The sequence below is a fragment of the Actinoallomurus liliacearum genome (genome assembly GCF_039542035.1).
GTDB lineage: Bacteria > Actinomycetota > Actinomycetes > Streptosporangiales > Streptosporangiaceae > Actinoallomurus > Actinoallomurus liliacearum.
This window is the reverse complement of sequence record NZ_BAABHJ010000027.1, coordinates 1-25,458: the sequence shown is the minus strand read 5'-3', so window position 1 is coordinate 25,458 and position 25,458 is coordinate 1. Positions and strand designations below refer to the sequence as shown.

At 70.4% G+C, this 25,458-nt stretch carries 23 protein-coding genes; 16 read left to right on the top strand and 7 right to left on the bottom strand.

The genetic code is table 11. The features are described from left to right. The first annotated feature begins 4 nt into the window (after positions 1-4). The 4 genes from ABD978_RS31705 (at position 5) to ABD978_RS31690 (ending at position 4,136) form a co-directional block, all read left to right on the top strand. Positions 5-931 (top strand): MEDS domain-containing protein, encoded by a 927-nt coding sequence (locus ABD978_RS31705; protein ID WP_345363022.1) that lies wholly within the window; start codon positions 5-7, stop codon positions 929-931. Then, positions 928-1,881: an ATP-binding protein gene (locus ABD978_RS31700; protein ID WP_345363021.1), complete on the top strand. Its 954-nt coding sequence runs from the start codon at positions 928-930 to the stop codon at positions 1,879-1,881. Before ABD978_RS31705 ends, ABD978_RS31700 begins: the two co-directional genes overlap by 4 nt. 136 nt (positions 1,882-2,017) lie before the next feature. After that, the gene (locus tag ABD978_RS31695; RefSeq protein ID WP_345363020.1) at positions 2,018-3,505 is read left to right on the top strand and encodes a flavin-containing monooxygenase; all 1,488 of its coding nucleotides are present in this window, start codon (positions 2,018-2,020) and stop codon (positions 3,503-3,505) included. A gap of 193 nt (positions 3,506-3,698) precedes the next feature. After that, complete coding sequence (locus ABD978_RS31690; RefSeq protein WP_345363018.1) at positions 3,699-4,136, top strand: nuclear transport factor 2 family protein; 438 nt, start codon at positions 3,699-3,701, stop codon at positions 4,134-4,136. 15 nt (positions 4,137-4,151) lie between these two features. Here the strand turns inward: ABD978_RS31690 and tatA are convergent, their stop codons facing one another. Further along, on the bottom strand, positions 4,152-4,448 hold the full coding sequence (gene tatA / locus ABD978_RS31685; RefSeq protein WP_345363016.1) for a Sec-independent protein translocase subunit TatA: 297 nt from the start codon (positions 4,446-4,448) through the stop codon (positions 4,152-4,154). Positions 4,449-4,613: 165 nt separating this feature from the next. On the opposite strand from tatA, the gene ABD978_RS31680 reads away from it, so the two are divergent. The 4 genes from ABD978_RS31680 (at position 4,614) to nrfD (ending at position 10,733) form a co-directional block, all read left to right on the top strand. After that, positions 4,614-5,420, top strand: a complete 807-nt coding sequence (locus ABD978_RS31680; protein WP_345363014.1) for a polysaccharide deacetylase family protein — start codon at positions 4,614-4,616, stop codon at positions 5,418-5,420. Between the two features lie 171 nt (positions 5,421-5,591). Then, positions 5,592-8,819, top strand: coding sequence for a formate dehydrogenase (gene fdh, locus ABD978_RS31675; protein ID WP_345363012.1), 3,228 nt, complete (start codon positions 5,592-5,594; stop codon positions 8,817-8,819). Position 8,820: 1 nt separating this feature from the next. Continuing rightward, a complete protein-coding gene (locus ABD978_RS31670) occupies positions 8,821-9,684 on the top strand; it encodes a 4Fe-4S dicluster domain-containing protein (RefSeq protein WP_345363010.1) in 864 nt (287 codons plus the stop codon). Next, complete coding sequence (gene nrfD / locus ABD978_RS31665; RefSeq protein ID WP_345363008.1) at positions 9,681-10,733, top strand: NrfD/PsrC family molybdoenzyme membrane anchor subunit; 1,053 nt, start codon at positions 9,681-9,683, stop codon at positions 10,731-10,733. The genes ABD978_RS31670 and nrfD overlap by 4 nt, the downstream gene beginning before the upstream one ends. A 112-nt stretch (positions 10,734-10,845) precedes the next feature. Here nrfD and ABD978_RS31660 read toward each other — a convergent pair whose 3' ends face one another. The 4 genes from ABD978_RS31660 to ABD978_RS31645 form a co-directional block, all read right to left on the bottom strand. Further along, a complete protein-coding gene (locus ABD978_RS31660; RefSeq protein ID WP_345363006.1) occupies positions 10,846-11,319 on the bottom strand; it encodes an NUDIX domain-containing protein in 474 nt (157 codons plus the stop codon). Between the two features lie 176 nt (positions 11,320-11,495). Beyond that, entirely contained in the window at positions 11,496-11,903 is a 408-nt protein-coding gene (locus ABD978_RS31655) for a hypothetical protein (protein WP_345363004.1), read from the bottom strand. 303 nt (positions 11,904-12,206) lie between these two features. Next, on the bottom strand, positions 12,207-13,580 hold the full coding sequence (locus tag ABD978_RS31650) for an aldehyde dehydrogenase family protein (RefSeq protein WP_345363002.1): 1,374 nt from the start codon (positions 13,578-13,580) through the stop codon (positions 12,207-12,209). Then, complete coding sequence (locus ABD978_RS31645; RefSeq protein WP_345363000.1) at positions 13,580-14,671, bottom strand: phenylacetate--CoA ligase family protein; 1,092 nt, start codon at positions 14,669-14,671, stop codon at positions 13,580-13,582. The genes ABD978_RS31650 and ABD978_RS31645 overlap by 1 nt, the downstream gene beginning before the upstream one ends. A gap of 134 nt (positions 14,672-14,805) precedes the next feature. Here ABD978_RS31645 and ABD978_RS31640 point away from each other — a divergent pair, with 134 nt between their 5' ends. Next, positions 14,806-15,423, top strand: a complete 618-nt coding sequence (locus ABD978_RS31640) for a TetR/AcrR family transcriptional regulator (RefSeq protein WP_345362998.1) — start codon at positions 14,806-14,808, stop codon at positions 15,421-15,423. 91 nt (positions 15,424-15,514) lie between these two features. On the opposite strand, the gene ABD978_RS31635 is transcribed toward ABD978_RS31640, so the two are convergent. Continuing rightward, a complete protein-coding gene (locus ABD978_RS31635; protein WP_345362996.1) occupies positions 15,515-18,238 on the bottom strand; it encodes a lectin in 2,724 nt (907 codons plus the stop codon). 263 nt (positions 18,239-18,501) lie between these two features. Between ABD978_RS31635 and ABD978_RS31630 the strand changes: the two genes are divergently transcribed. The 6 genes from ABD978_RS31630 (at position 18,502) to ABD978_RS31605 (ending at position 22,894) form a co-directional block, all read left to right on the top strand. After that, positions 18,502-19,011 (top strand): MarR family winged helix-turn-helix transcriptional regulator, encoded by a 510-nt coding sequence (locus tag ABD978_RS31630; RefSeq protein ID WP_345362994.1) that lies wholly within the window; start codon positions 18,502-18,504, stop codon positions 19,009-19,011. A gap of 173 nt (positions 19,012-19,184) precedes the next feature. Then, complete coding sequence (locus ABD978_RS31625) at positions 19,185-19,820, top strand: UbiX family flavin prenyltransferase (RefSeq protein WP_345362992.1); 636 nt, start codon at positions 19,185-19,187, stop codon at positions 19,818-19,820. Between the two features lie 114 nt (positions 19,821-19,934). Beyond that, positions 19,935-20,546 carry a UbiX family flavin prenyltransferase gene (locus tag ABD978_RS31620; RefSeq protein ID WP_345362990.1) on the top strand — a complete coding sequence of 204 codons (612 nt, stop codon included), beginning with the start codon at positions 19,935-19,937 and terminating at the stop codon, positions 20,544-20,546. 73 nt (positions 20,547-20,619) lie between these two features. Beyond that, a complete protein-coding gene (locus tag ABD978_RS31615; RefSeq protein ID WP_345362989.1) occupies positions 20,620-22,041 on the top strand; it encodes a non-oxidative hydroxyarylic acid decarboxylases subunit C in 1,422 nt (473 codons plus the stop codon). Then, positions 22,038-22,286, top strand: coding sequence for a non-oxidative hydroxyarylic acid decarboxylases subunit D (locus ABD978_RS31610; protein WP_345362988.1), 249 nt, complete (start codon positions 22,038-22,040; stop codon positions 22,284-22,286). The genes ABD978_RS31615 and ABD978_RS31610 overlap by 4 nt, the downstream gene beginning before the upstream one ends. A gap of 47 nt (positions 22,287-22,333) precedes the next feature. Then, complete coding sequence (locus ABD978_RS31605) at positions 22,334-22,894, top strand: hypothetical protein (RefSeq protein ID WP_345362986.1); 561 nt, start codon at positions 22,334-22,336, stop codon at positions 22,892-22,894. Between the two features lie 33 nt (positions 22,895-22,927). On the opposite strand, the gene ABD978_RS31600 is transcribed toward ABD978_RS31605, so the two are convergent. Then, positions 22,928-24,706 (bottom strand): ABC transporter ATP-binding protein, encoded by a 1,779-nt coding sequence (locus tag ABD978_RS31600; protein ID WP_345362984.1) that lies wholly within the window; start codon positions 24,704-24,706, stop codon positions 22,928-22,930. A gap of 203 nt (positions 24,707-24,909) precedes the next feature. On the opposite strand from ABD978_RS31600, the gene ABD978_RS31595 reads away from it, so the two are divergent. After that, entirely contained in the window at positions 24,910-25,389 is a 480-nt protein-coding gene (locus ABD978_RS31595; protein WP_345362981.1) for a MarR family winged helix-turn-helix transcriptional regulator, read from the top strand. Positions 25,390-25,458 lie beyond the last annotated feature (69 nt).

Sequence of the window (25,458 nt, the reverse complement as noted above, 5' to 3'; positions counted from 1 at the left end):
GTCGGTGGGCGCGGACACAGAGGCTCAGATCACGGATCTGACCGTCCATGATCACGCCTGCCTGACCTTCGGGGAGGCCGAAGAGCTCGCCGATCTGACCACCGCGTTCGTCCGCGACGGACTGACGGGGGGAGCACGCGTGATCTGGCTCAGCGACACCCCGCACGAGGCGGCGGCCGAGCTGGGCCGGCGCGGATTCGACCCCACGGACGTCCCGGGCCGGCCGGCCGCGGACGGGATCGGGCCGATCACGGTGGTCGGCTGCCAGGAGGGTCTGACGGCCGGTCGCGCGTTCGACGTCGGACGGGCCGTGGGCTGGCTGCGCGAACAGGTGGAGCTGACCCGCCGAAAGGGCTATCCGGCGCTGCGGATCGCCCTGGACATGGGATGGGCGTTGCGGCCGATCGCCGGCATCGAGCAGCTCCCCGCCTTCGAGCAGGAGATCGCCGCGCTGGTCGGCGAGCCGGCCGAGCGGACGGCCGACGGCCGCGGTGCCGGGAGCGAGACCACCGGCGCGCTGTCGGTGCTGTGCCAGTACGACCGGGACCGGTTCGACCCCGTCACCCTCGCCTCGGTCGCGCCGTTCCACACGCATTCGGTCGCGGCGGCCACCTACCACGACGACGAACTGCTGCGGATCTGCCGCCAGTACGCGCCGCCCGGGATCCGCATCGCCGGCCAGATCGACGTGCAGGCCCAGGAGCCGCTCTCGCTGGCGTTGGCCGAGGCGATCCGGGTCGACGGCGACATCACCGTCAACATGGCGGATCTCACCTTCATCGACGTGTCCATCACCCGCCTGATCCTGGAGGCGGCCCGCAGCATGCCGCGGTCCCGCCGCATGGTCCTGCACTGCCACCCGGCGATCGAGTCCCGGTTCGTGATCCTGGGCGCCGCCGACCTGCCGAATGTCGATGTGAGCCGACGATGACGCACGACGCTCCGCACGATCCCCGCCGCCCCGACCTTGGGAGCGGGGAGAAGAGCGAACCATCGAGTACGGTCGGCGCGGCGCCGGAGCAGGCCGAGCCGCCGGAGCCGCCGATCCTGGACCAGGTCTTCGACGGCGACTCCCTGTACGCGCTGCGTTCGGCGGTCGAGGCGCACGCGGTCGCGGCGGGCATGCCGCAGGGCCGGGCGGAGGACGCCGTGATCTGCGTGCACGAGCTGGCCACCAACGCCATCCGGCACGGTGCCGGGACCGGACGAGCACGCGTTTGGCGCCTTTCCGGGCGACTCCGCTGCCAGGTCGACGACGACGGCGCGCCGTCGGCGGCGTCACCGCCTCCCGACGACCCCACCGACCGGTGGCCCTACCAGCGCGGGCACGGCCTGTGGCTGATCCGCTGCGCCGCCGACGCTGTCAGCCTCCGCTCCGACCGGACCGGTACCCACGTCGTCCTGACGTTCGCGCTGCCCGAGCCCGGGCCCCGCCCGCCGTTCCGCCTGACCACCCGAGCGGTGCGGGACGGCACACCGGCGGGCCGGCCGCGGCTGATCCTCACCGCGACCGGAGATTTCGATCGGAAGGCGGGAGCCGAACTCCTCGGCACCGCCACCGACCTGATGGCCGACTCCCGCGCGGAGCTGATCCTCGACCTGCGCGCGGTCGCCTACTGGGACACCGCGGGAATCGCCACGCTGTCCGGTCTGCAGCACCGCGTCGAGCAGGACCCGGCCGCGCGGCTCATCGTCGTCCTGGGGGAATCCTCGCTGCGCGAGCGCCTCCGGTACGCCGGCCTCGCCGACCGGCTCGTCCTCGTCGCCGACCTCGCCGACCTCGCCGACCTCGGTGACCTCGGTGACGGCGCCGACCAGGATGGCGCCGACCTTGCCGACGGCCCCGCCGAACCGGCGGAGGACACCGGCCCGGCGCGCTGAACCTCCGGCGCCGGTCGAGGTCCACGGCCGCAGGGAACGGTCCCTGTCACGACGGCTCACGCCGTCGGCGGGACGTCGCAGACTCGGATATATCGGCGTACCGTGCGGGTCGTATCCCTGGACGGGAGGAGCGGGAATGACCGAGGTCGAGCACGTCGACGTGCTGATCATCGGTGCCGGGCTGTCCGGCATCGGTGCCGCCCACCACCTCCAGGAGGCGTTTCCCGGCAAGACGTACCGGATCCTGGAGGCACGGGACGCGATCGGCGGGACCTGGGACCTGTTCCGGTACCCCGGCGTCCGGTCGGACTCGGATATGCACACCCTCGGCTACCGGTTCCGGCCCTGGGGCCAGGCGAAGGCCATCGCGGACGGGGCGTCGATCCTGCGCTACATCCGCGACACCGCCGCCGAGGCGGGGGCCGACCGGCACATCCGCTTCGGGCACCGGGTCGTATCCGCGGAGTGGTCGAGCGAGGAGGCCCGCTGGACGGTCGAGGCCGTGCACGACGGCGCGCCGGTCCGGCTCACCTGCGGTTTCCTGTACTCCTGTAGCGGCTACTACCGCTACGACGCCGGCCACATGCCGGAGTTCCCGGGCGTGGAGCGGTTCGGCGGCACGGTGGTGCACCCCCAGCACTGGCCGGAGGACCTCGACTACACCGGCAAGAAGGTCGTGGTGATCGGCAGCGGCGCGACCGCGGTCACGCTGGTGCCGGCCATGGCCGAGCAGGCCGAGCACGTGACGATGCTGCAGCGCTCGCCCACCTACATCATGGCGTTGCCGGCCGAGGATCCCATCGCTAACAGGCTGCGGCGCCTGATCGGGAGCCGCCGCGCGTACCCGATCGTGCGGTGGAAGAACGTCGTGGTGATCACGCTGCTCTACCGGCTCAGCCGCCGCCGTCCGCGGCTCGTCAAGTCGGTGATCCGGAAGGGGCTGCTCCGGCGGCTGCCGCCGGGCTACGACGTCGACACCCACTTCACGCCCCGCTACCAGCCCTGGGACCAGCGGATGTGCTTCGTCCCCGACGGCGACCTGTTCCGGGCCATCCGTCGCGGGCGCGCCTCGGTGGTCACCGACCGGATCACGGAGTTCACCCGGACGGGGCTTCGCCTGGAATCGGGCGCCGAGCTGGACGCGGACGTCGTCGTCACCGCCACGGGTCTGCGGCTGCTGGCCTTCGGCGGCGTACGGCTCGCCGTCGACGGCCGCGAGGTCAGGCTGCCGGAGACGATGACCTACAAGGGCATGATGCTCAGCGGCGTGCCGAACTTCGTCTTCACCATCGGCTACACGAACGCCTCCTGGACCCTCAAGGCCGACCTCGTCAGCGAGTACGTCGTCCGGTTGCTGCGGCACCTCGACGCCCACGGCTATGACCAGTGCGTGCCGCGCAACGACGATCCGACGGTCACCCCACGCCCCCTTCTGGACTTCCAGTCCGGTTACGTGCTGCGCTCCGTCGACGAGTTCCCCAAGGCGGGCTCGCGGGCCCCATGGCGGCTCGGCATGAGCTACGCGCACGACTTGATCACCTTTCGGTATCGCGCCATCGACGACGGCGCCCTGCGGTTCTCCCGCCGGCCCGCCGCCTCCACGGCCGGCCGCCGCGCCGGCTGACCTCCCGCCTAGCGGGCTCCGCGGCGAAACGGCCACGCCGGCCGGGCTCCGCGGCGAAGCGGCCACGCCGGCCGGGATTCGCGGCGAACCACGCCGGCCGGGTAACGGGATCGCCTCCGACGCAGATCGACCGCAGGAAGGCTCGAATCCACCCCTCCCGGCCGGACGGCGGGGAAGCGTTAGGAGAAGACGAATGGCGCTGAGCGCTCAGACGATGACCGATGAACAGCGCAAGGCGGTGGCGCTGGAGTACCTCAAGCGCCTCGACCGCGGCGACGACTTCTTCGACCTGTTCGCCGACGACGCGCAGGTCTACTTCCCCAAGTGGGGCGTCGCGACCGGCATGAAGGAGATCAAGCGGCTGTTCGCCGACGTCGGCGGCATCCTCGCCGCGATCGAGCACGACTACGCCTATCTCAACTTCGCCTACAACGGCGACCTGCTGGTCGTCGAGGGCACCTCTTCCGGGCGTACGGCGTCCGGCGCGCAGTGGCGGGCCGGCGTCACCCACGCCGGCCGCTGGTGCGACGTCTTCGAGATCCGCGACTTCAAGATCCAGCGGCTGTTCGTCTACCTCGACCCCGACTACGCGGACGCGGACACCGCCCGGTATCCGTGGCTGGCCGATTAGGAACGCAGGCGCGGGTCAGGGTTTCCGGTCTCCGCCGCGCGGGGCGTCGCGGTCCGGGGCCGGAAGCTCCTGCGGCCGCTCGGCCTGGCTCTCCAGGCGGGCCGCCTCCTCCCGCAGCCGCGCGGCCTCCTCCCGCAGCCCCCGCGCGGACTCCGGTTCCTCGTCATCGGTCATCAAGCCCTTGGTCTCGGACTTGAAGATGCGCATCGACCGCCCCAGCGACCGCGCGGCCTGCGGCAGCTTGGTGGATCCGAACAACAGGATGACCACCGCGAGCACTATCAGCCAGTGCCATATGGACAACTCGCCCATCGCCCTCTCCTCACTGACCAGGACGCCGGGTCACAACACGCTTGGTTTCGTATCCCCATCGTACTGTCGCGTCCGTCGAAGCTTGAGTCGCCCGCTAGATCCGATTTGACGCCTGTTGACGGTGTGATGGGTACGTACACGACGGAATCGGCGGATGGAGGAGGCATGCGTAGACCGACCAGGCGTCAAGCCCTGCTGGCAGCCACCGTCGCCGGTGCGGGGTTGGCGGCGGGCGGCGTCCCCGAGCTGATCCGGCTGGTACGGCCGGACGCGCGGCCCGGGAAGAAGCCCGCGCCGCACACGCGTCCGTCCGCGGCCGGGCGTCCGCCGCGACGCGATCCCGGCTACGCGCACGGATCGCCGCGGGCGCTGCGCAGGCCGGTGCACAGTCTGCGCGACCTGACGCCGGCCGCTCCGCCGAACACCGTGGCGCTGACCATCGATGACGGTCCCCACCCGCGCTGGACGCCGATGATGCTGGATCTGCTCGCCGAACACCAGGTGCCGGCGACGTTCTCCCTGATCGCGGGCGAGGTCGCGGAGTATCCGAAGCTGGTCGAGCGGATCGTGGCCGCCGGGCACCAGGTCTGCGATCACACCGTCACCCACCCGCTGAACCTGCCGGGGCTCGGCGCCGGCCAGATCAAGGAGGAGATCGGCGGCGCGCACGACCGTATCGCGCAGGCCTCGGGCGTGGCTCCGAGGTACTTCCGCGCCCCCGGGGGCAACTGGTCCGCCCAGGTGATGGACACCGCGGCGGAGCACGGGATGATCTGCATCGACTGGGAGGTCGATCCGCGCGACTGGGCGCGTCCCGGCACGACGTCGATCACCAGGAGCATGCTCGGCAGCAAGGCCGGCGACATCATCCTGTGCCACGATGGCGGCGGGGACCGTTCGGAGACGATCCAGGCGCTGCGGACCGTGCTCCCGGCCCTCAAACAGCGCGGCCTGACGTTCGTGGCACTGTGAGAACGCGGCGCGGGGGCGACGCCGTGACGCGGCACGGTGAGGTGATGCTGTGACGTGCGCGGTGACTCCATTGCGCGGTGACTCCTTTGCGCGGTAACGATCCGCTCTGGGGCGGGGCCTCGTCCGGTAAAGGGACGAATCAACGGGACCGGCCGCGGGCAGGCGGGTGACATGACCTTGCGCGAGCTGGTCGCGTCATGGCCGGTCCTCCGCCAGCTCAGAGGCGGCGATCCACGGGGCGACGCGGCGAAGAGCCGGCGCACCGCCCGGCTGCGCCCCCGGATCCGCGACGCGGACAAGGTGGTCAACTCCGTCTGCCCGTACTGCGCGGTCGGCTGCGCCCAGAAGGTCTACGTCAAGGACGAGCAGGTCATCCAGATCGAGGGCGACCCGAAGTCGCCGATCTCCCGTGGCCGGCTCTGCCCCAAGGGGTCGGCCAGCCTGCAGCTCACCACCGGCTCCTCGCGGATGCACGAGGTCCTGTACCGGAGGCCGTACGGGACCGATTGGGAGCGGCTTCCGCTCGACCGGGCGATGGACATGATCGCCGACCGGATGATCGCCGCCCGCCGGGACGGTTGGGTCTGGGAGCACGAGGGCCGGAACGTGCGGCACACGCTGGGCATCGCGAGCCTGGGCGGAGCGACGCTGGACAACGAGGAGAACTACCTCCTGAAGAAGCTGTGGACCGCGCTCGGAGCGCTGCAGATCGAGAACCAGGCCCGTATTTGACACTCCGCGACCGTCCCCGGTCTGGGGACCAGCTTCGGCCGCGGCGGCGCCACGACGTTCCAGCGGGACCTCCGGAACGCCGACTGCATCCTCATCCAGGGCTCGAACATGGCCGAATGTCACCCGGTCGGGTTCCAGTGGGTGATGGAGGCCAAGGCCCGGGGCGCGGTCGTGATCCACGTCGACCCGCGCTTCACCCGGACCAGCGCGCTGGCCGACCTGCACGTGCCGATCCGCGCCGGCACGGACATCGCCTTCCTCGGCGGGCTGATCCGCTACGTCCTGGACAACGAGAAGTACTTCCGCGAGTACGTCCTCGCCTACACCAACGCGGCGACGATCGTCCGAGAGGAGTTCCGGGACACCGAGGACCTCGACGGTCTCTTCTCTGGCTTCGACGAGCAGCACCGGAAGTACGACCCCCGCAGCTGGCAGTACGCGGGAAGCGAGATGCCCGCGCCCGCCGGCGAGGTCGACGAGGAGCTCCTGCTGCTGACCGAGACCGCGCGCGTCGAGGCGCATGGTTCCGGCGGTCCAGAGGTCTCCGGTGAGATCCACACCGACGAGACGCTGCAGCACCCACGGTGCGTCTTCCAGATCCTCAAACGGCACTTCGCGCGGTACACGCCGGAGATCGTCGAGCAGATCTGCGGCGTCCCCCGGGAGTCGTTCGACCGGGTCTGCGAGCTCATCACCGACAACTCCGGCCCCGACCGTACGACGGCCATCGCGTACGCGGTCGGCTGGACGCAGCACACGACCGGCGTGCAGAACATCCGCGCCGCCTCGATCCTGCAGTCGCTCCTGGGCAACATCGGACGTCCCGGCGGTGGCATCCTCGCGCTGCGCGGGCACGCCAACATCCAGGGCTCCACCGACATCCCCGCGCTGTTCGACCTGCTGCCCGCGTACATCCCCATGCCGCATCTGAGGCAGAACGCCGGGCTCGCGGCCTACCTCGAGGACGAGGCCGCCGGCAAGGGCTATTGGGGCAACATGTCCGCCTACATGGTCAGCCTGCTGAAGGCTTGGTGGGGCGAGCACGCGACCCGCGACAACGACTTCTGCTTCGACTACCTGCCCCGGCTGACCGGCAACCACAGCACGTACCACACCGTCCTGCGGCAGATGGAGGGCGTCTGCAAGGGGTACCTGCTGATGGGCGAGAACCCGGCCGCCGGCTCGTCCAACTCGCGGTACCAGCGCACGGGTATGGCCAATCTCGACTGGCTGGTGGTCCGCGACTTCTCCCTGATCGAGAGCGCGACCTGGTGGAAGGACGGCCCGGAGATCGAGACGGAGGAGATGCGCACCGAGGACATCCGCACGGAGGTCTTCTTCCTGCCCGCCGCGGCGCACACCGAGAAGTCGGGCAGCTTCACCAACACCGACCGCCTGCTGCAGTGGCGGGAGCAGGCCGTCGAGCCCGCCGGGGAGGCCCGCAGCGACCTGTGGTTCGTGTACCACCTCGGCCGGCTGATCCGGGAGAGGCTGGCGGACTCCGACGACCCGATGGACCTGCCGATCAAGCACCTGACCTGGGACTACCCGACCGAGGGCACGCAGAGCGAGCCGTCCGCGGAGGCCGTGCTGGCCGAGATCAACGGGTTCGGGCCGGACGGGCGGCACCTGGGCTCCTACGAGGAGCTCCGCGACGACGGTTCCACGTCCTGCGGCTGCTGGATCTACTGCGGCGTCTACGCCGACGGCGTCAACCAGGCCGCCCGCCGCAAACCCGGCTGGGAGCAGGACCACGTGGCGCCGGAATGGGGCTGGGCCTGGCCGGCGAACCGGCGGATCCTGTACAACCGCGCGTCCGCCGACCCCGACGGCCGGCCCTGGAGCGACCGCAAGGCGTACGTGCGGTGGGACCCGGAGGCCCGGCGCTGGACGGGCCCTGACACGCCCGACTTCCCGCCGACCCGGCCCCCGGACTACCGGCCGCCGCCGGACGCCACAGGCCCGGACGCGCTCTCGGGCACCGACGCGTTCATCATGCAGGCGGACGGCAGGGCGTGGCTGTACGCGCCGGCCGGCATCGTCGACGGCCCGCTGCCCACGCACTACGAGCCCCAGGAGTCGCCGTCCGACAACCTGCTCTACAAGTACGGGCGCAACCCGGCCCGAGAGCTCATCGAGCATCCGCTCAACCGGTACCAGCCCAGCGACGGCAAGCCGGGATCGGAGGTCTTCCCCTACGTCACCACGACCTACCGCCTCACCGAGCACCACACCGTCGGCGGAATGTCCCGCTGGCTGCCGTACCTCGCCGAGCTGCAGCCGGAGTTCTTCTGCGAGATCTCCCCGGAACTCGCGGCCGAGCGCGGCCTGACCCACCTCGGCTGGGCCACCATCGTCTCGGCGCGCGCCGTCATCGAGGCCCGGGTGCTGGTCACCGAGCGGATGACCCCGCTGGTCGTGGAGGGGAGGCGACTGCACCAGATCGGCCTGCCGTACCACTGGGGGAGGAACGGCTACAGCCGGGGCGACTCGGCCAACGAACTGGCCCACCTCGCCCTCGACCCGAACATCCACATCCAGGAGGTCAAGGCGATGGCCTGCGACATTCGCCCCGGACGGCGGCCGCGCGGACCGGCGGCGCTGGAGCTGGTCCGGGAGTACCGGCGGCGGGCGGGCATCACCGAGCGGACCGGCATGGAGATCTGACATGGCGCAGCGCATGGGCTTCTTCACCGACACCTCGGTGTGCATCGGCTGCAAGGCATGCGAGGTGGCCTGCAAGGAGTGGAACGGCCTACCGGAGGACGGCCTCAACTTCACCGGGATGTCCTACGACAACACCGAGAAGCTCGGCGCCGACACTTGGCGGCACGTCGCCTTCATCGAGCAGCGTAAGCCGCTGGCCCGGCAGGAGCCGGGGGTGGACCACACCGGCCCGGTGCCCCCGCTGAGCACCCCGCCCGAGGCGGCGCCGATGACCCCGATGACGCCGGGGGAGGGCGGTGACCTGCGCTGGCTGATGTCCAGTGACGTGTGCAAGCACTGCACGGTGGCCGCCTGCCTGGACGTGTGCCCGACCGGCGCGCTGTTCCGTACCGAGTTCGGCACCGTCGTCGTCCAGTCCGACGTCTGCAACGGCTGCGGCTACTGCATCCCGGCCTGTCCCTTCGGCGTGATCGACCAGCGCAAGGACGACGGACGGGCCTGGAAGTGCACGCTGTGCTACGACCGGATCGGCGACGGCCTGGAACCCGCGTGCGCCAAGGCCTGCCCGACCGACTCGATCCAGTACGGGCCCCTGGACGAGCTGCGCGAACGCGCGGCGGCACGGGTCGCCACGCTGAACGACGCGGGCGTCGACGACGCCCACCTCTACCTCGCGGACACCGACGACGGGATCGGGGGAGCGGGCGCCTTCTTCCTCCTCCTCGACGACCCCGAGGTGTACGGCCTGCCCCCCGACCCGATCGCCACGACCCGCGACCTGCCGGCCATGTGGCGCCACGCCGCGGTCGCCGCCGCGGGCCTGCTCGGCGCCGGCCTGCTGGCATTCGCGGGGAGGTCGCGATGACCGAGGAGGCGCAGGGGCGGGACGACGAAGAGACCGCCGGCCAGGAGGCGATCGATGAGGAGGTACGCGCGCGGCGCGCGCTGAGCGGGGAGGACCACGCGCGCGACGCGCTCACCGGCACCGCCGGCCCTCGCCGCCGTCGCCGCCGCGAACGGGCGGTGGTGCCCGAGCCGGAGTTCACGTCCTACTACGGCAGACCGGTGCTCAAGCAGCCCGTCTGGAAGGCGCTCGACATCGCGGGGTACCTGTTCCTCGGCGGTCTGGCCGGTGGTTCCTCGGTGCTGGCCGCCGGCGCCCAGGTGACGGGCCGGCCTCACCTGGCCCGCGGCGCCCGGATCGGCGCCGCCGGCGCGATCGCGGTCAGCATGGTCGCCCTCGTGCACGACCTCGGCCGCCCCGGGCGCTTCGTCAACATGCTCCGGGTGCTGAAGTGGACCTCGCCGATGAGCGTCGGCTCCTGGCTGCTCAGCGCGTACGCCCCGGCCGCCGGAGTCGCCGCCGTGTCCGCCGCGACCGGCCGGCTGCCACGGATCGGCACGGCGGGCGCGATGGCCGCCGCCGTGGCCGGCCCGGCCGTCGCCGCGTACACCGGCGTCCTCATCGCGGACACCGCCGTGCCCGGCTGGCACGAGGCGCATCGGGAGCTGCCCTACCTGTTCGTGTCCTCCGCCGCTGCCGCTGGAGGCGGGCTGGGCCTGCTGGTCGCGCCGCTGGAGGAGACGTCCCCCGCCCGCCGGCTGGGCGTGGCGGGCGGCGCCGCCGAACTCCTGGTGGCCCGCCTCATGCGGGCCCGGATGGGCGTCGTCGCCGAGGCGTACCAGACCGGCCGGGCCCGTGTGCTCATGCGCGCGGCCGAGGCGCTGACGGGCACGGGTGCCGTCGCGGCGGCCCTCGGCTGGCGCAGCCGCTGGGTCTCAGCCGCAGCGGGCGCCGCCCTCCTCGCCGGCTCCGCGCTCACACGCTTCGGCGTCTTCGAGGCCGGAATGATCTCCTCCTCCGACCCGAAGTACACCGTCATCCCCCAACGCGACCGCCTCCACCCCCGCTGAGCAGGTGCTGTCCCCCGTCGGACCAGGCGAAATGCTCGGTAAAGCCGTGGCACGTCGATGAAGTCCAGAGCCGAGGGGGTAGCGACGACTTGCACGTCCCAGCCGTGTTTTTTCAGCTGGATATCGGTCGGCCGTGCTCAAGATAACGAGTACTACCGTCTTGGCGGGCTGCATACCCCTGGACGATCCGACGGGCAAGCCTGGCGATGGTCAGTTCCTGAATCCGGGCTACGTCATGGAACGCGTAGTCGGTCAGCTCATCGGGTGCGAGTTGTATGTGGTCGCGATGCTCGGGTGACAGCCGTCCGCCATCGAAGAGAAACAGTAGCTTGTCGCCTTCGCGCTCGTCCGGTGCCCAGTCGGCTACCAGTAGACGTCCAATCGGCGGCCTGATCCCTAATTCCTCTTCCACCTCGCGGGCGGCGGCTTCTTTGGGTGATTCGCCGTGTTCGAGGTAGCCGCCGGGTATCTCGCGATAGTCCTTGTAAGCGGGCACGACGAGCAAGACTCGATCCTCCTCGTCGAAGAAGAGCACTCCTGCGGCGACGTGCGGGCGGGCGAAGCTGTCCGGTGAGTCGGTGGCCACGGCTCAGAGGGCTTTCATGCGCGGGGTCGAAGCGGCCGATCTGCGCTCGTGTCTGCTGCTGGCGGCTCTGTGCAGACGGAGTACCGGTTGTCGGCGCATCGTTCGCTCATGGTTCTGCGTCACAGGCCGACCCCGATCTGAGTGCGTATTTGAGAAGTTGTTCTGCGTTGGTGTGGTCACAACGCGATCGGACGGTAGGACAGTGCTGCATCAACGATGGTCTCGGCGGAAGCGTCCTGCAGTTCGGCTGGGGGATGGAAGATCAGATCGCGTGCCCTGGGATGGGCTACGTTGACCCCGAGTAGCCGCAGGTAGTAGTCGGTCTCCGGGTCTCCGGCCATGATCTTGCGAACGATTTCGGCGAGCTCTGGCCGGGTGATGTCACTGACCGGTGGTCGTGCCGGGCGAGCGGCCTCGAGAGCGAATTCCTCAAGGCTCCGTGAGGCGTCATACTCGACGAAATCGGGGACTGCGTAGGTGTGCCCGGTTCTGGCGTTGAAGGCTGCCACCGCTTCATCGGCCGCGGATCGCCTGCCTTGACAGACCAGGTCCGAGATCCGCTCGATCTCCTCGCTGATCTCCATGAGACGCTGGTGGCCAACTGCTGGAGGAAGCAGCTCCGGGCGTAGATCCATCACCCCAGTATCGGGCAGTCACCGCCGGTGCGGGCTCGCGCGGAAGCCGGACCAGCAGGAGCTCTCACCCGCCAGCCGTGTTCCGGCCGCGTCGGTGAGGCGTCGGTCGGACAACCCTCCGACGTGCCCTGGGTCGTGCTGGCCGACCCGGAGGGCAACGAGTTCTGGGTCCTGCGCCCAGTCGGGCTTTGCGCCGAGGATTTCCGTCGTCATAGCGACGGAAATCCTCGGCACAAAGGCTCCGCGCAGTGGTCAGTCGCGGATTACGGCCTTCGTTCGCATCAGGAACTCGCCTAGGTAGGCGTCGTGCGGGACGCCGGGGGTCATCCAGTAGGTCGGGTGGTCGCCGATGTAGAGGTTCTTGATCGTGGGGTCGGCGAGCAGCACGTCGAGGAGCTTCTCGTCCTTGGTAACCGCGGTCAGCACCAGCGTGTCGTGGAACACCGCGGGCCCGGCCTCCCGGGTCCAGGGGGCCACCCACACGCACGGGAACGCGAACTCGACGCCGGCCTGCTCGGCGAACGGGTCGGCGAGCTCGTGCACGGCCGGCCGGAGTACGGCGCTGCCGTCGGGGAGCTCGTCGACCACGCCGTCGCCGCCGAGGTGGGCCCTGGTGCCGGCGGCCTTGGCCCGCAGGTAGCTCTCGATCCTCCGGGCGGCCGGCATGGAGTAGGCGGTGAGCACCGCCTTGTCGTCCTCCGGCGGCAGGCTCGGGATGGCCGAGAGCCGGGCGGCGATCGCCTCGGCCACCGGGGCCGGGTCGCCCTCGACGAAGACGGCCGTGGTGTTCACGCAGGCCGTCCCGCCCTCGTGGCTGATCGAGTCGACGATCATGTCGATGTGGTCGCGCCAGTCGGAGTCGGCGGTGATGAGGATCTTCGACCGGCCGGGCCCGTTCGGCAGGACCGTCGTGTCCGCGGCGTACTTGTCGATCACCTCCTGCCCGCCGTACACCATGCTCAGGTCGGCCTGGCGCAGGATCTCGTCGGCCTCGGCGTAGTCGGTGGGCAGCAGCACGATCTGGTCGTCGCCGAACCCCGACGCGCGGAGTGCGGAGATCAGGCGGTACGGCGTGAGCGGCTCGTGGCGCGAGGGCCGTACGGCCACCCGGAATCCGAGCGCGAGGGCCTCCAGCCACAGGCTGTGAACGCCGGGGTGGTTGCCGGCCGCGTGCACCGCGAAGACGTCCCCGCGGCGGATCCACACCGCCGTGCCCTCCTGGGCCTTCGGGTCGCGCCAGTCGTTCACCGCGCCGACGGGCCGGGCCTTCTGAGCGCTGTCGTACGAGCCGGCGGCGCTGCGGGCGATGGCCCGTACCGCGCGCTGGACGATCGGCAGCGGGGTGCCGGAGATCCGGCTCACCGTGTACTGGTAGTCGGCCGCGGACATGCCGTCGACCACTCCGGTCGCGAACAGCTCGCCCGCCGCGCGGAGCGCGGCCAGGCGCTCCTCCGTGGGAAGGGTCTCGGCCTTGTGCAGCGCGGACATGGCGCGGGTGACGAACAGCCTCGGAACGAGGCTGAGCTCGACCAGCGGGTTCCCGGCCACGTCGGAGACGGTCAGCCGGTTGCGCGCGCGGTAGGGGCCGTTCGGTCCCAGCGCGTCGATGAAGATGGGTTCGCTCATCAGTACACCCCCTCGATGACGGCCTCGTCGTCGAAATGGGCGACGGGGGAGACGTCGGCCACCGAGTCACCGGCCCGGCCGGCGAGCGGTTCGACCCGGGTGGCGAGGTCTCGTTCCAGGTTGTTGGGCAGCAGCATGTTCTTGGTCACGTGGTTCATCACGACCTGGCCGCGCTCGCCGTACTCGACGGCCCGGCCGGTGTCGGGATCGACGACGCGGAAGGTGACCCACGGGGCGGGCGGGTCGAAGACGCACGCGTCGTCATGGGCGAGGTCGAGGCGCTCGTTCGAGCCGCCGAGGATCATCGTGCTCCCGTAGGTGCCGCGGAGCTTGATGCCCGGGAAGACCTCGGTGCGGTACAGGTAGCGGGTGTCGGCGTCCATGTGCGCGCCGCCCCAGACGATGCCCTTGACCTTCTCGTTGATCAGGTCGACGAGGTCGTCGTGCCGTGAGATCCGCTCCAGCAGCGGGGGCGTGGTGATGACGACGCCGACGTCCTGGGTACGTAGTACGAACGCGGCCTGCTCCACGAGGTGCTCGGCGTACGCCTCGGCCTCCTCGGCCTTGCCCGCGGCGACGAGCTTCTTCACCCAGCGCGGATCCATGTCCACCGTGAACCTGATGCCACCGCGGTCGGTGGCGTGCTGTTCGGACATCTTGCCGGCCATGTGCGGCCCGCTCGGCATGACGACGAGCCAGTCGACGTCCCTCGGGAACCCGGCGGCGTCCATCCCGGCGTTCATCCACGCCATGATCCGCTTCCACCAGTCCCGCAGGATGACCACGCGCTTCGGGGCGCCGGTGGTGCCGCCGCTCTCGTACACGCCGACGACGTCCGGCTCCGGGCCGTAGCCCCGTGGGATGAGGTCCTCGGCGCGGACCTCGCGCAGCTCGTTGATGATGTTGGGGAACAGGGCCAGGTCCTCGACGGTCTTGACGTCCCTGCGCGGGTCGAAGCCGAGCGTCTCCGCCCTCCGCAGCCAGTACGCAGAGCCGGTCTCCGGGTTGAAGTGCCACTCCATCGCGGCGCGGACGAACTCATCGGGGTCCGGCCGGGCGTCGAGTGGAAGATCCAGAATATTTTCGCTCACTTTGGCACACCCTCCTTGGCCGCGACGGGCGGCCAGGCGGTTCGTGGGTTGTCTTCGTTCTCCTTCCAGAGTATTTTTTATTACGGTACTGTCAAGTAAAGAAATGATCGTTCCCGCAGGTCAGGAGGTATCTGATGGTGGCGGAGGCTCCTAGAAAGCAACGGGGGCGCCCGCGCGACCCGCTGATCGAGGAGGCGATCCTGCGGGCGGCGCGCCGCCGGCTCGCCGTCGACGGCTACTCCCGGATGACCATCGGCGACGTCGCCGCCGACGCCGGCGTCACCCGGCCCACGGTGTACCGGCGCTGGGAGAGCAAGCACGACCTGGTCGTCGACGCGCTCGACCATGGCTTCCGCGCCCTGCAGGAGGCGGCCCCACCGGTCGACCTCGAGCGGCTCACGGCGCGCGAGGCCGTCACCGAGGCCGTCCGCCGCCTCGACCTGCGGACGCCCGACCGGACGGGGATCATGCTCGTCGGCCATGTCATGGCCGAGGCCGAGCACAACCCCGAGTTCCTGGAGATGGTGCGGACCCACGCCGTGCTGCCCCGGCGGCGGCTGCTGCTCGACACGCTTCAGGCGCTCCAGGAGCGCGGGGACCTTCGCTCCGGCGTCGACCTGGACGCCGTCGCCGACATGTGCATCGGCAGCTACTACGCGGCGTTCATCCGCGGGGGAGAGGACGAGGAGCTGCCGACGCGCGTGGTCGACACTCTCTGGCCCGCGATCGCGGCCCGGCCGGAGAAGCTTTGATCTCCCCCGGGCGACGACGACCACCTGGCCGGCTGAGGTGCCGGTGGAACGCGGCGTGCGGGGGCGGGGCTCCCGCACGCCGCGCGGTGCGTCAGCCCGGCAGCGTCCACTGCTGGGCGGCGGTCTTGTTGCAGGTGTAGATCTGCAACTGGGTGCCGTCCGTGGTGGTGCTGTTCGGGTCGTCGAGGCACTTCCCGGACTCGGGGTTGGTCAGCGCCTTGGCCGTGGAGTCGTAGGTCCACTGCTGCGCGCCGGTGTTGTTGCAGTCGTACAGCTGGACCTTCGTGCCGTCGGCCGTGCCGCTGTTGGAGACGTCCATGCACTTGCCGAAGGCCGTCAGGGTACCGTCCCCCTGCACGGTCCACTTCTGCGCGTTGCTGCTGTTACAGGCGTAGAGCTGGACGTGCGCGCCGTTCGCCGCGGAGCTGTTCGCCACGTCGACGCACTTCCCGGCGATGCCGGAGGTGATCGCCCCGGTGCGGGGCGTCGTGCCGCCACTGCCCGGGTACGACGGGGGAGCCGACGAGGCGGCGGTCGCCCACGAGGTGTTCGCCGTCGTGCCGAGCGTGAAGCCGAGCGTCCCGCCGGACGTCACCGCCGAGGCGGGCAGGTACGCGTTGCTCCAGGCACCGCCGTTCCAGGTCGCGCTCTGCACGTACGGCGCGTCGGTCGCGGCCTGCGGCGCGTTGATGGTCAACGTGTTCCCGGTGCTGAGCGTGATGACCACCTGGGTGAACAGCGGGCTGCCCAGGGCCAGGTCGGCGGTGCCCGGCGTCTCGGGGAACATCCCCATCGCCGACCAGACGTACCAGGCGCTCATCGTGCCCAGGTCGTCGTTTCCGACGCCCCAGCCGGTCGGGGAGTCCGGCCACAGCTTGTTCTGCACGCTCCGGATGACCTCCTGCGTGCGCCACGGCCGGCCCACGTAGTCGTACTCCCAGGGCAGTTCGACGCTCGGTTCGTTGCCGAGGTCGGCGTGGTCGCCGCCGCTGCCGTCGTACGCGGCGAGCACGTGGTCGAGATAGCTCACCATCCCGGCGTTGCCGCCCTTCGCGTCCGCCAGGCCACGGACGTTGAACGGCACCATCCCGGTGTACTGCCAGGACGTGCCCTCGACCATCTCGGTGCCGCTCGTCGGGGAGAAGCCGCCCGCCCACGGCCCGCTGGCCGTACGCGGCTGCATGAACCCGCTCGAGGTGTTCAGCAGGTTCTTCCAGTTCTGGGCGCGGTCGACGAACTTCTTCTGGTTCGCGGTGTCACCGAGCGCGCCGGCGAACGCCCCGAGCGCGAAGTCGGCCGTGTCGTACTCCAGGGTCGTCGAGACGGACCCGTAGTAGTTGCAGCAGCCGTACGTCCCGTCGCTGGGCAGGTAGCCGATGCTGGAAAGGTAGTTCAGGCCGGGCCGGTCGTTGTTCGTGACGGTCGCCTGGTGGATCATCGCGTTCTTCGCGGCGGTGGTGTCGAAGTTCCGGCCGCCGAACGCGTAGATGTCGGCGATGATCGAGGCGGCCGGGTCGCCGACCATGACGTAGGACTCGCCGTTGGCCTGCGCCCACTTCGGCAACTGGCCACCCTGCGCGTAGTCGTTGACCGCGGACTGCGCCACGTCGCTCGCCTGCGCGGGCGCGATCATGCCGATGAGCTGGGCCTGGCTGCGGTAGATGTCCCAGCCCGAGTAGTTGGCGTACTGCGCGTGCCCGGACGCGGCGGTGTGCACGGCGTTGTCGAACCCCATGTACTGGCCGTTCACGTCGCTGAACACGTTGGGGTGCAGCAGCGCGTGGTACAGCGACGTGTAGAACACGTGCTGCTGCGCGGTGGTGCCGCCGGCCGTCTGGATCTTGCCGAGCATGTTGTTCCACGCGTTGTGCGCCGCCGTACGCGTGGCGTCGAAGCCGAAGTTCGGCACCTCGGCGTCCCGGTTCGCCTTCGCGTTCGCGTCGGAGGTGAACGAGATGCCGACCCGTGCGGTGACCACCTGGTTCGCGGTCGTGTCGAAGGTCAGGTATCCGCCGTTCGGGGCCGCCAGCGGGGCCGCCGTGGTCCCCGCCGGGCCGTGCAGGCGGGGCTTGTCGGGCCGGTCCGCCGCGTGCGGCGAGACGGTCGTGCGGGTCGCCCGCGCGGTCGACTTCTGGGCCAGCCGCTCGGCTCCGGTCCGCACACCGGACGCGAGCCAGGTTCCGGTGCTGAACGGGTGGTCGAAGGCCACCGAGAAGTGCAGCGTGTAGGCGTTGCCGGCACCGCAGAACCGGCCGCTGGTCACCGAGCCGACGACCTCGGTGTTCCCGACGGTCTGCCAGGTGGTCGCGGAGTCGCCGTTCTGGCTCCCGGTCAGCTTGAACAGCAGGTTCGCCTGGGTGGTGGACGGGAAGGTGAAGCGGCCGATGCCGCCCCGGGTCGTCGTGGTCAGCTCGGTCTTGACGCCATTGCCGAGCGTCACGCCGTAGTACCCGGGGGACGCCGACTCGTTGGCGTGCGAGTACGACGAACTGGCCGATCCCGGACTGCTCACCGCGCCGGTCGTCGGCATGATCGGCACGTCACCGTACGCGCCGCAGCCCGGCCCGGCCATGTGGGTGAGGCTGAACCCGGTGATCGTGGAGCTGTTGTAGGAGTAACCGCCGCCCAGGGCGCGGCTGGAGGTGTCGGGACTCCACTGCAGCATGCCGAACGGAACGTCGGCGCCGGGGAAGTCGTTGCCGCCGTTGGTCGTGCCGAGGAGCGGGTTGACCAGGGAGGCGGGGTCGGAGACGAGCGCGGCGGCGCTCGCCGTGGCGGGGAGGAAGAGCGCGCCTAGGAGGAGGAGAGCGGGCATGAGAGCACGCGACAGGCGGGGGAGTGCCATCCGGCTGCCCTTTCGCGGAGGGAGATAGGGCGATGACAACGTTGTCGCCTGGTTCTTATGCCAGGGTTCAGGGTGCGTCAAGGCATTTGTCATGAGTCGGCCATGAGGGAGAACCGACCCGGCGATCGCCGGAAGGCCGTCCGCGGGTGGCGCGGTTCCGCCCTCCGGGCGGCCTCGCCGAAGAGCCCGCCCTCTATACTCCGTGCACGTCCGATGAGCGAAGGAGTGGCCGCATGACCGGTGCGGACGGCGGGCCCGCGGCTTCCGGTCCCCATGCGGCGGCCGGGGGCGACGCGGAGATGCGGTCATTGGTCGATCAGGGGACCAGCGGCGCCGGTCACCTCATCCGGCGGTTGTTCCAGCTCCGCACTCGGATATGGCAGGACATGATGCCCTGCGACCTCACCGGCCCGCAGTTCACGGTGCTCGGCACGCTGTACCGGCACGGCAGCATGGACCAGGGCACGCTCGGGCAGCACGCGGGGCTCGACAAGTCCACGGCCGCCCCCATCGTCGAACGCCTGCGCGGGCGCGGTCTTCTCGTGATCAGGCGGGATTCCGCCGACGCCCGGCGCAAACTGGTGGACCTCACCCCGGAGGGCCGGCAGATGGTGATCAAAGCCGCGCCGTTCGCCGCACAGGTCGACGAGCGCCTGCTCGCGACGCTGACCGCGGACGAACGCGAGGGGTTCTTCCGGATCGCGCACCGCGTGCTGAACGTAGAGGTGGAGGGACCACAGTAGGCCCCGCGTGCTCGGTGGCCCCCGGGGCCACGGCCCGCTGCAGGATGCCTCTGCGCTGGTCAGGGCGCCTCTGAGGTGTGGGCGGGCAGGTTTTCGCCGGCTCGCGCGCGGGAACCCTTGCGAGGTCGGCCTCCGCGGAGGCATCTTCCTGTGCTCATGGGGGAGCGGACATCATGCCCGAGAACCGGAGGATCACGGTCGCGGTGACCGGCGCCGGCGGAGTCGGCGCGTCCAAGCGGCTGTTGGCCGCCCTCCAGGAGGACGACCGCGTCACCCATGTCGACCTTCTCGTGTCGGCCAACGGCCGCAAGCTGGCGGCGCTGGAGTTCGGTACGCAGGAGGACCCCGACTCGGTCGTCCAGGCGCTGGGGGCCACGTCGCCGAAGGTGCGGCTGCTCGATCCGGCGGATCTCTCCGGCCCGGTGACCAGCGGGAGCTACCCGTCCGACGCGATGGTGATCCTGCCGTGCGCCGCCGGGGTGCTCGGCCGGATCGCCCATGGGCTGGCGCTCGACCTGATCGAACGCGCCGCCGACGTCACGCTGAAGGAGCGCCGCAGGCTCGTGCTCTGCCTGCGGGAGACCCCGCTGCACCTCGCCCACCTTCGCAACATGGTCGCGGTCACCGAGGCGGGTGCCATCGTCTATCCGATGATCCCCACGTACTACAACGTGCCGGAGACGCTGGCCGAGCTGCAGGATGAGCTCGTCGAGCGGCTGCTCCAGCTGCTCGGGCTGCAGCATACCGAGCGGTACCGCTGGGACGGCGTCAGCACGCCCGCCCGCCGCGAGCACACCGGGACGCCCTGAGCGGACGCGGTTTCCGGGCCGAATTGGTAATAGGACGTGCACGGAGTATCGTGGACCGAGTTAGGACGTACACGTACTAACTGTGCGTCGCACATCTGCACCTGGGAGGTTGCCGTGCGACTCGTCGTCGCCATGACGGGGGCCACCGGCGCGATCATCGGGGTGCGCCTCCTGTCCGCCCTGCGTGATCTCGACGTGGAGACCCATCTGGTGGTGAGCCGCTGGGCTCGCGCCACCATCGCGGAGGAGACGCCGTACACCGTGCGCCAGGTGACCGACCTGGCCGACGTCAGCTATTCGCCGGACGACCAGGGGGCGGCGATCTCCAGCGGCTCGTTCCGCACGGACGGCATGATCGTCGCGCCGTGCAGCATGAAGACGGTCGCCGGCATCCGGACCGGCTACGCCGACGGCCTGATCGGCCGGGCCGCGGACGTCACGCTCAAGGAACGTCGCCGGCTGGTCCTGCTCGCCCGCGAGACGCCGCTGTCGACCATCCACCTCGAGAACCTGCTGGCGCTGTCCCAGATGGGCGCGACGGTCCTGCCGCCCGCACTCGCGTTCTACAACCATCCGTCGAGCCTCGCCGAGGTCGTCGACCACATCGTCGGACGCACGCTTGATCAGTTCGGACTCGAACTGCCGACCGTCCGCCGGTGGTCCGGAATGCGACCGGACCCGCGCCGGGGCGCGGTGAACGACGACCCCGTGGCCGCGACCGCCTGAACAGGCCGCTCCACCGCCTCACCGGAACGACCGCCCAGGTGACGGTTCCCTCATGTAAAGGAAGATCCGAACAATGGCCTACGCCGACCTGCGCGAGTTCCTCCGGGCACTCGATCGCGACGGTCAACTGCTCACCTACTCCGAACGCGTCGACCCCGAACCCGACCTCGGCGCGGCGGCCCGCGCGACCGCCAATCTCACCGACCGCGGTCCGGCCCTGCTGTTCGACAACATCAACGGGTACGAGCCCGGCAACGCGCGCGTCGCCCTCAACGTCGTCGGGTCCTGGCCGAACCACGCCCTCATGCTCGGCCTGGACAAGAGCACCTCGGTCAAGGACCAGTTCTTCGAGTTCGCCGGCCGCTGGGACGCGTTTCCCGGCCCGGTCGAGCGGCGCGACGACGCGCCCTGGCAGGAGGTGACCGTAACCGAGGACATCGACCTGTTCCACCTGCTGCCGTTGTTCCGCCTTAACGGCTACGACGTCGGCTGCTACATCGACAAGGGCGCCGTCGTCAGCCGGGACCCCGACGACCCGGAACACTTCGGCAAGCAGAACGTCGGTATCTACCGGATTCAGGTCAAGGACAAGGCCCGGCTCGGCATCCAGCCGCTCGCCGCGCACGATCTCGGACTGCATCTGCAGCGGGCGGAGGAGCGCGGCGAGAACCTGCCCATCGCGATCGCCCTCGGCAACGAGCCCGTGATCACCACGGTGGCCGGCATGCCGCTCGCCTACGACCAGTCCGAGTACGAGATGGCGGCCGCGATCCAGGGCGCTCCGTACCGGATCACCAAGGCGCCGCTGACGGGCCTGGACGTGCCGTGGGGCTCCGAGGTCGTCATCGAGGGCGAGATCCTCGCCGGGGAGCGGGAGATCGAGGGGCCGTTCGGGGAGTTCACCGGGCACTACTCCGGCGCGCGGCGTCAGCCGGTCGTCCGCGTGCAACGCGTGACGCACCGCCGGAACCCGATCTTCGAGCACCTGTACCTCGGCATGCCGTGGACGGAGATGGACTACACCCTCGCGCTGAACACGAGCGTGCCGCTGTACCGGCAGCTGAAGGCGGAGTTCCCCGAGGTGGCGGCGGTGAACGCCATGTACACCCAGGGCCTGCTCGGCATCATCTCGGTCAAGCAGCGCTTCGGCGGGTTCGCCAAGGCGGTCGGCATGCGGGCCATGACCGTCCCGCACGGCCTTGCCTACTGCAAGGTGATCATCCTGGTCGACGACGACATCGACCCGTTCAACCTCGCGCAGGTGATGTGGGCACTGTCGGTGCACTACCACCCGCTGCACGACACCGTGACGATCCCGAATCTCTCGGTGCTCGCGCTCGATCCCAGCTCCGACCCGGCCGGGATCACTCACAAGGTCATCCTCGACGCCACCACCCCGATCGCGCCTGAGGAGCGCGGTCACTACTCCCAGGTGGTGGGCGACCCCGAGGGCACCGCCGACTGGGAGAACATCATCAAGGGACTGCTGAAATGACCGACGCCACCGTCAACGTCACGACCTGCCCGCGGTGTGACACGGAGAACGTCCGGATCCTGACCACCTCGCCCGTGCCCGGCCGGTGGACGATGTACATCTGCGACACCTGTATCTACAGCTGGCGTTCGACCGAGCCGCGCTCGGCGACCGACCCGCAGAGCTACCCGGCGGAGTTCAAGATCGATCCAGCTGAGATCCCGAGCCTCCCCGCGATCCCGACCGTCCCGCCGCGACGCCGCTGAGCCGGGGGGTCCCGGGCCCGTACGATGGACGTGAGGGACCGATCGACATGGCCGAATCGCTCGGAAACCGCCTTCCGGACGAGCTCGTTCAGGCGCTGGGCGACGAAGCGCTCGTCGCGCCGGACCAGCCCGCCTTCCTGCTGATCACCACGGATCCGGACGGAGCGCCGCGAATCTGCATGCTCAGCGTCGGCGAGCTGTTCGTACGGGACGAGCGAACGCTCCGAGTGGCGCTGTGGCGCGGCACGCGGACCGCGCGCAACCTCGGCCGAGGCGGCACCGTACTCCTCGGAGCCGTCTCGCCCGGGTCCGTGATCTACGTACGGGCCACGCCGCGTCACCTGACACTGCCGGAGCCGACCGGACCGGACTGCTTCGAGCTGACCGTGACCGGTGTCGAGTCCGACGTGCACGTCGGCATGCCGGTCACCAGCGGCATCATGTTCCGGCCCGACGAGCCCGACCGCGCGACGACCCTCACGGCCTGGCGCCGGCAACGGGAGATCCTTGCACGCGCGGCCGCCCCGGCGGATCCGGCGGGCGAGCCCGCCGCGCTCCGGGATCCGGCCGCGCCAGGGGAGCCCGCCGCGCCGGGGGACGGTCGGTGACCGGGGTTTCCTCTTGGCGCGGCGCGCCGGTGCTCAGGCGGAGCGGGCCTCGGTCTCCTCGCGGAGTGCGGGGTCGTCGGTCAGGCGGGCGTCGCGGCGCGTGAGGGCGGCGTAGCGGCCACCGAGGGCGAGCAGTCTCTCGTGGGTGCCCCGCTCCACGACGTGCCCGTGGTCGAGCACCACGATCTGGTCGGCGCCGCGGATGGTGGACAGCCGGTGCGCGATGGTGATCGTGGTGCGTCCGGCGGACAGCGCGTCGATCGCCTCCTGCACGGCCCGCTCGGTCCGTGTGTCGAGCGCGCTCGTCGCCTCGTCGAGGACGAGGATCGGCGGGTCGCGCAGCACGGCCCGCGCGATCGCCAGGCGCTGCTTCTCCCCGCCGGAGAACCGGTACCCGCGCTCGCCGACCAGGGTGTCGTAGCCGTCCGGCAGGGCGGCGATGTGCTCGTGGATCTGCGCGACGCGCGCCGCCTCGACGAGCTCGGCGTCGGTGGCGTCCGGCTTGGCGAACCGCAGGTTGTCCGCGACGGAGGCGTGGAAGAGGTAGGTCTCCTGCGAGACGACGCCGACCGCGCGGGCCAGGTCGTCGAAGGACAGGTCGCGCACGTCGACGCCGTCGATGGTCACGCTGCCGGAGGTCACGTCGTACAGGCGCGGGATGAGGTAGCTGAGGGTGGTCTTCCCCGAACCGGTCTCGCCGACGACCGCCAGGCTGCTTCCGGCGGGCACGGCGATGTCGACGTCGCTCAGCGTGTCGTCCTCGGCGGCTCCGTAGCGGAACCCGACCTCGCGGAGCCGCACGTCACCGCGGATCTCGCCGACCCGTACGGGACGCTCGGGCTCGGCGACGTCGATGGGCAGGTCGAGGTACTCGAAGATGCGGCCGAACAGCTCGAGCGAGGTCTGCAGGTCCACCCCCACCTGGAGGAGCTGCACGGTGGGCCGGAACAGGCTCTGCTGGAGCGTCGTGAAGGCCACCAGCGTCCCGATGGAGATCAGCATGTGGCCGTTCCGGCCGGTCAGGCCCGTCGCCCAGTAGATCACCGCGGGCATGGAGGACATGACGATCTGGATGATGGACTGCCGCCACCGGCCCGCCATGTTCGCGCGGACCTCCAGATCCGACAGCGTCGTCGACTCGGCGGCGAACGCGTCGGTGAGCGTACGGGAGCGGCCCATCGTGTGTCCGAGCAGGATCCCGCTGACCGACAGGGACTCGTGGACGATCGAGGCCAACGTGGCGAGCTGCGCTTGGCGCATCCGGGTGACGCGGCGGCGCTCCCGGCCGACGCGGCGGCTGACCCACACGAAGGCCGGCATCATGATCAGCGACACGAGCGTCAGCCGCCAGTCCAGTGCCGCCATCGCGATCACCGTGGCGACGACGGTCGTCAGGTTGGACACCAGCGTGGTGGCGGTGGTGGTCACCGTCGCCTGCATGCCGCCGATGTCGTTGGCGATGCGGGACTGGACCTCGCCGGTGCGGGTGCGGGTGAAGAAGGCGAGCGACATCCGCTGCAGGTGGGCGTAGACCGCGGTGCGCAGATCGTGCATCACCCGCTGTCCGACCTTCGTGGACACGTACGTCTGCGACACGCTGAAGCAGCTGTTCGCGACGGACACGACGATCATTCCCGCGGCGAGCACGGTGAGCAGGCCCACGCGTCCCTTCGGCAGCGCGACGTCGATCACCTCGCGGATCAGGAACGGGTTCAGCAGCGAGACGAGCGACGACGCGGCGACGAGCAGGCCGACGAAGGTCAGGCTCCAGCGGTACGGACCGAACAGGCGGACGATCCGGCGCAGCGGCACACGCGGCGCGGATGTGGCCGATCCGCCGGTGTCCCCGGCAGCCGGTCCGCCGGAGTCGCCGGTGTCCGGCGGGGAGGGGCGATCACGTTCGTGAAAGTGGAGGTTCAAGGGCGCCTCACGATTCGGTGGTTCTCGGGCCATAGCAGAGTAACACTCACAATGTGCCAGGCTCAGTATGAGTACTGTCCGGTATGCTCGGCGCCATGGATCAAGAGGAGTCGTCGGCGCAGCTCGCGGACCTGTTCCAGCGGCTGACCAAGCGCCTGCGGCGGGCTCAGCTGGCCCGGCTCGCCCCGCTGGGTCTCACGCCCGCCCAGGAGCGGGCGTTGCGCATGATCACTCGCAGCGAGGAGCCGCTGCGGATGACCGAGTTGGCCGACCGTCTCGGCGTCGTGCCCCGGTCGGTCACCACCGTGATCGACTCCTTGGAGCAGGCCGGCCTCGTCCGGCGCGCGGTCGATCCGGCGAATCGGCGCGCGATCCGGCTGCACCTCACCGACGCGGGGCTGGCCGTACGGGAGGAGATGCGTCAGGCCCGCCGGCAGGCGAGCGAGGACCTGTTCGCGCCGCTGTCCGCGGACCAGCGCCGCAGCCTCATCGACCTGCTGTTCGCGCTGGACGACGGGCTGGGGGAACGGCGGACGGCAGGCGACCTCGTGTCCGATCGGGGAAGCGGGAAGTAGCCCACCGGCCTAGGGCCTGTCCGGTAGATCTTGGCGTTCGGCTGAGGTCGATCTTGTGTCGGGCTTTGA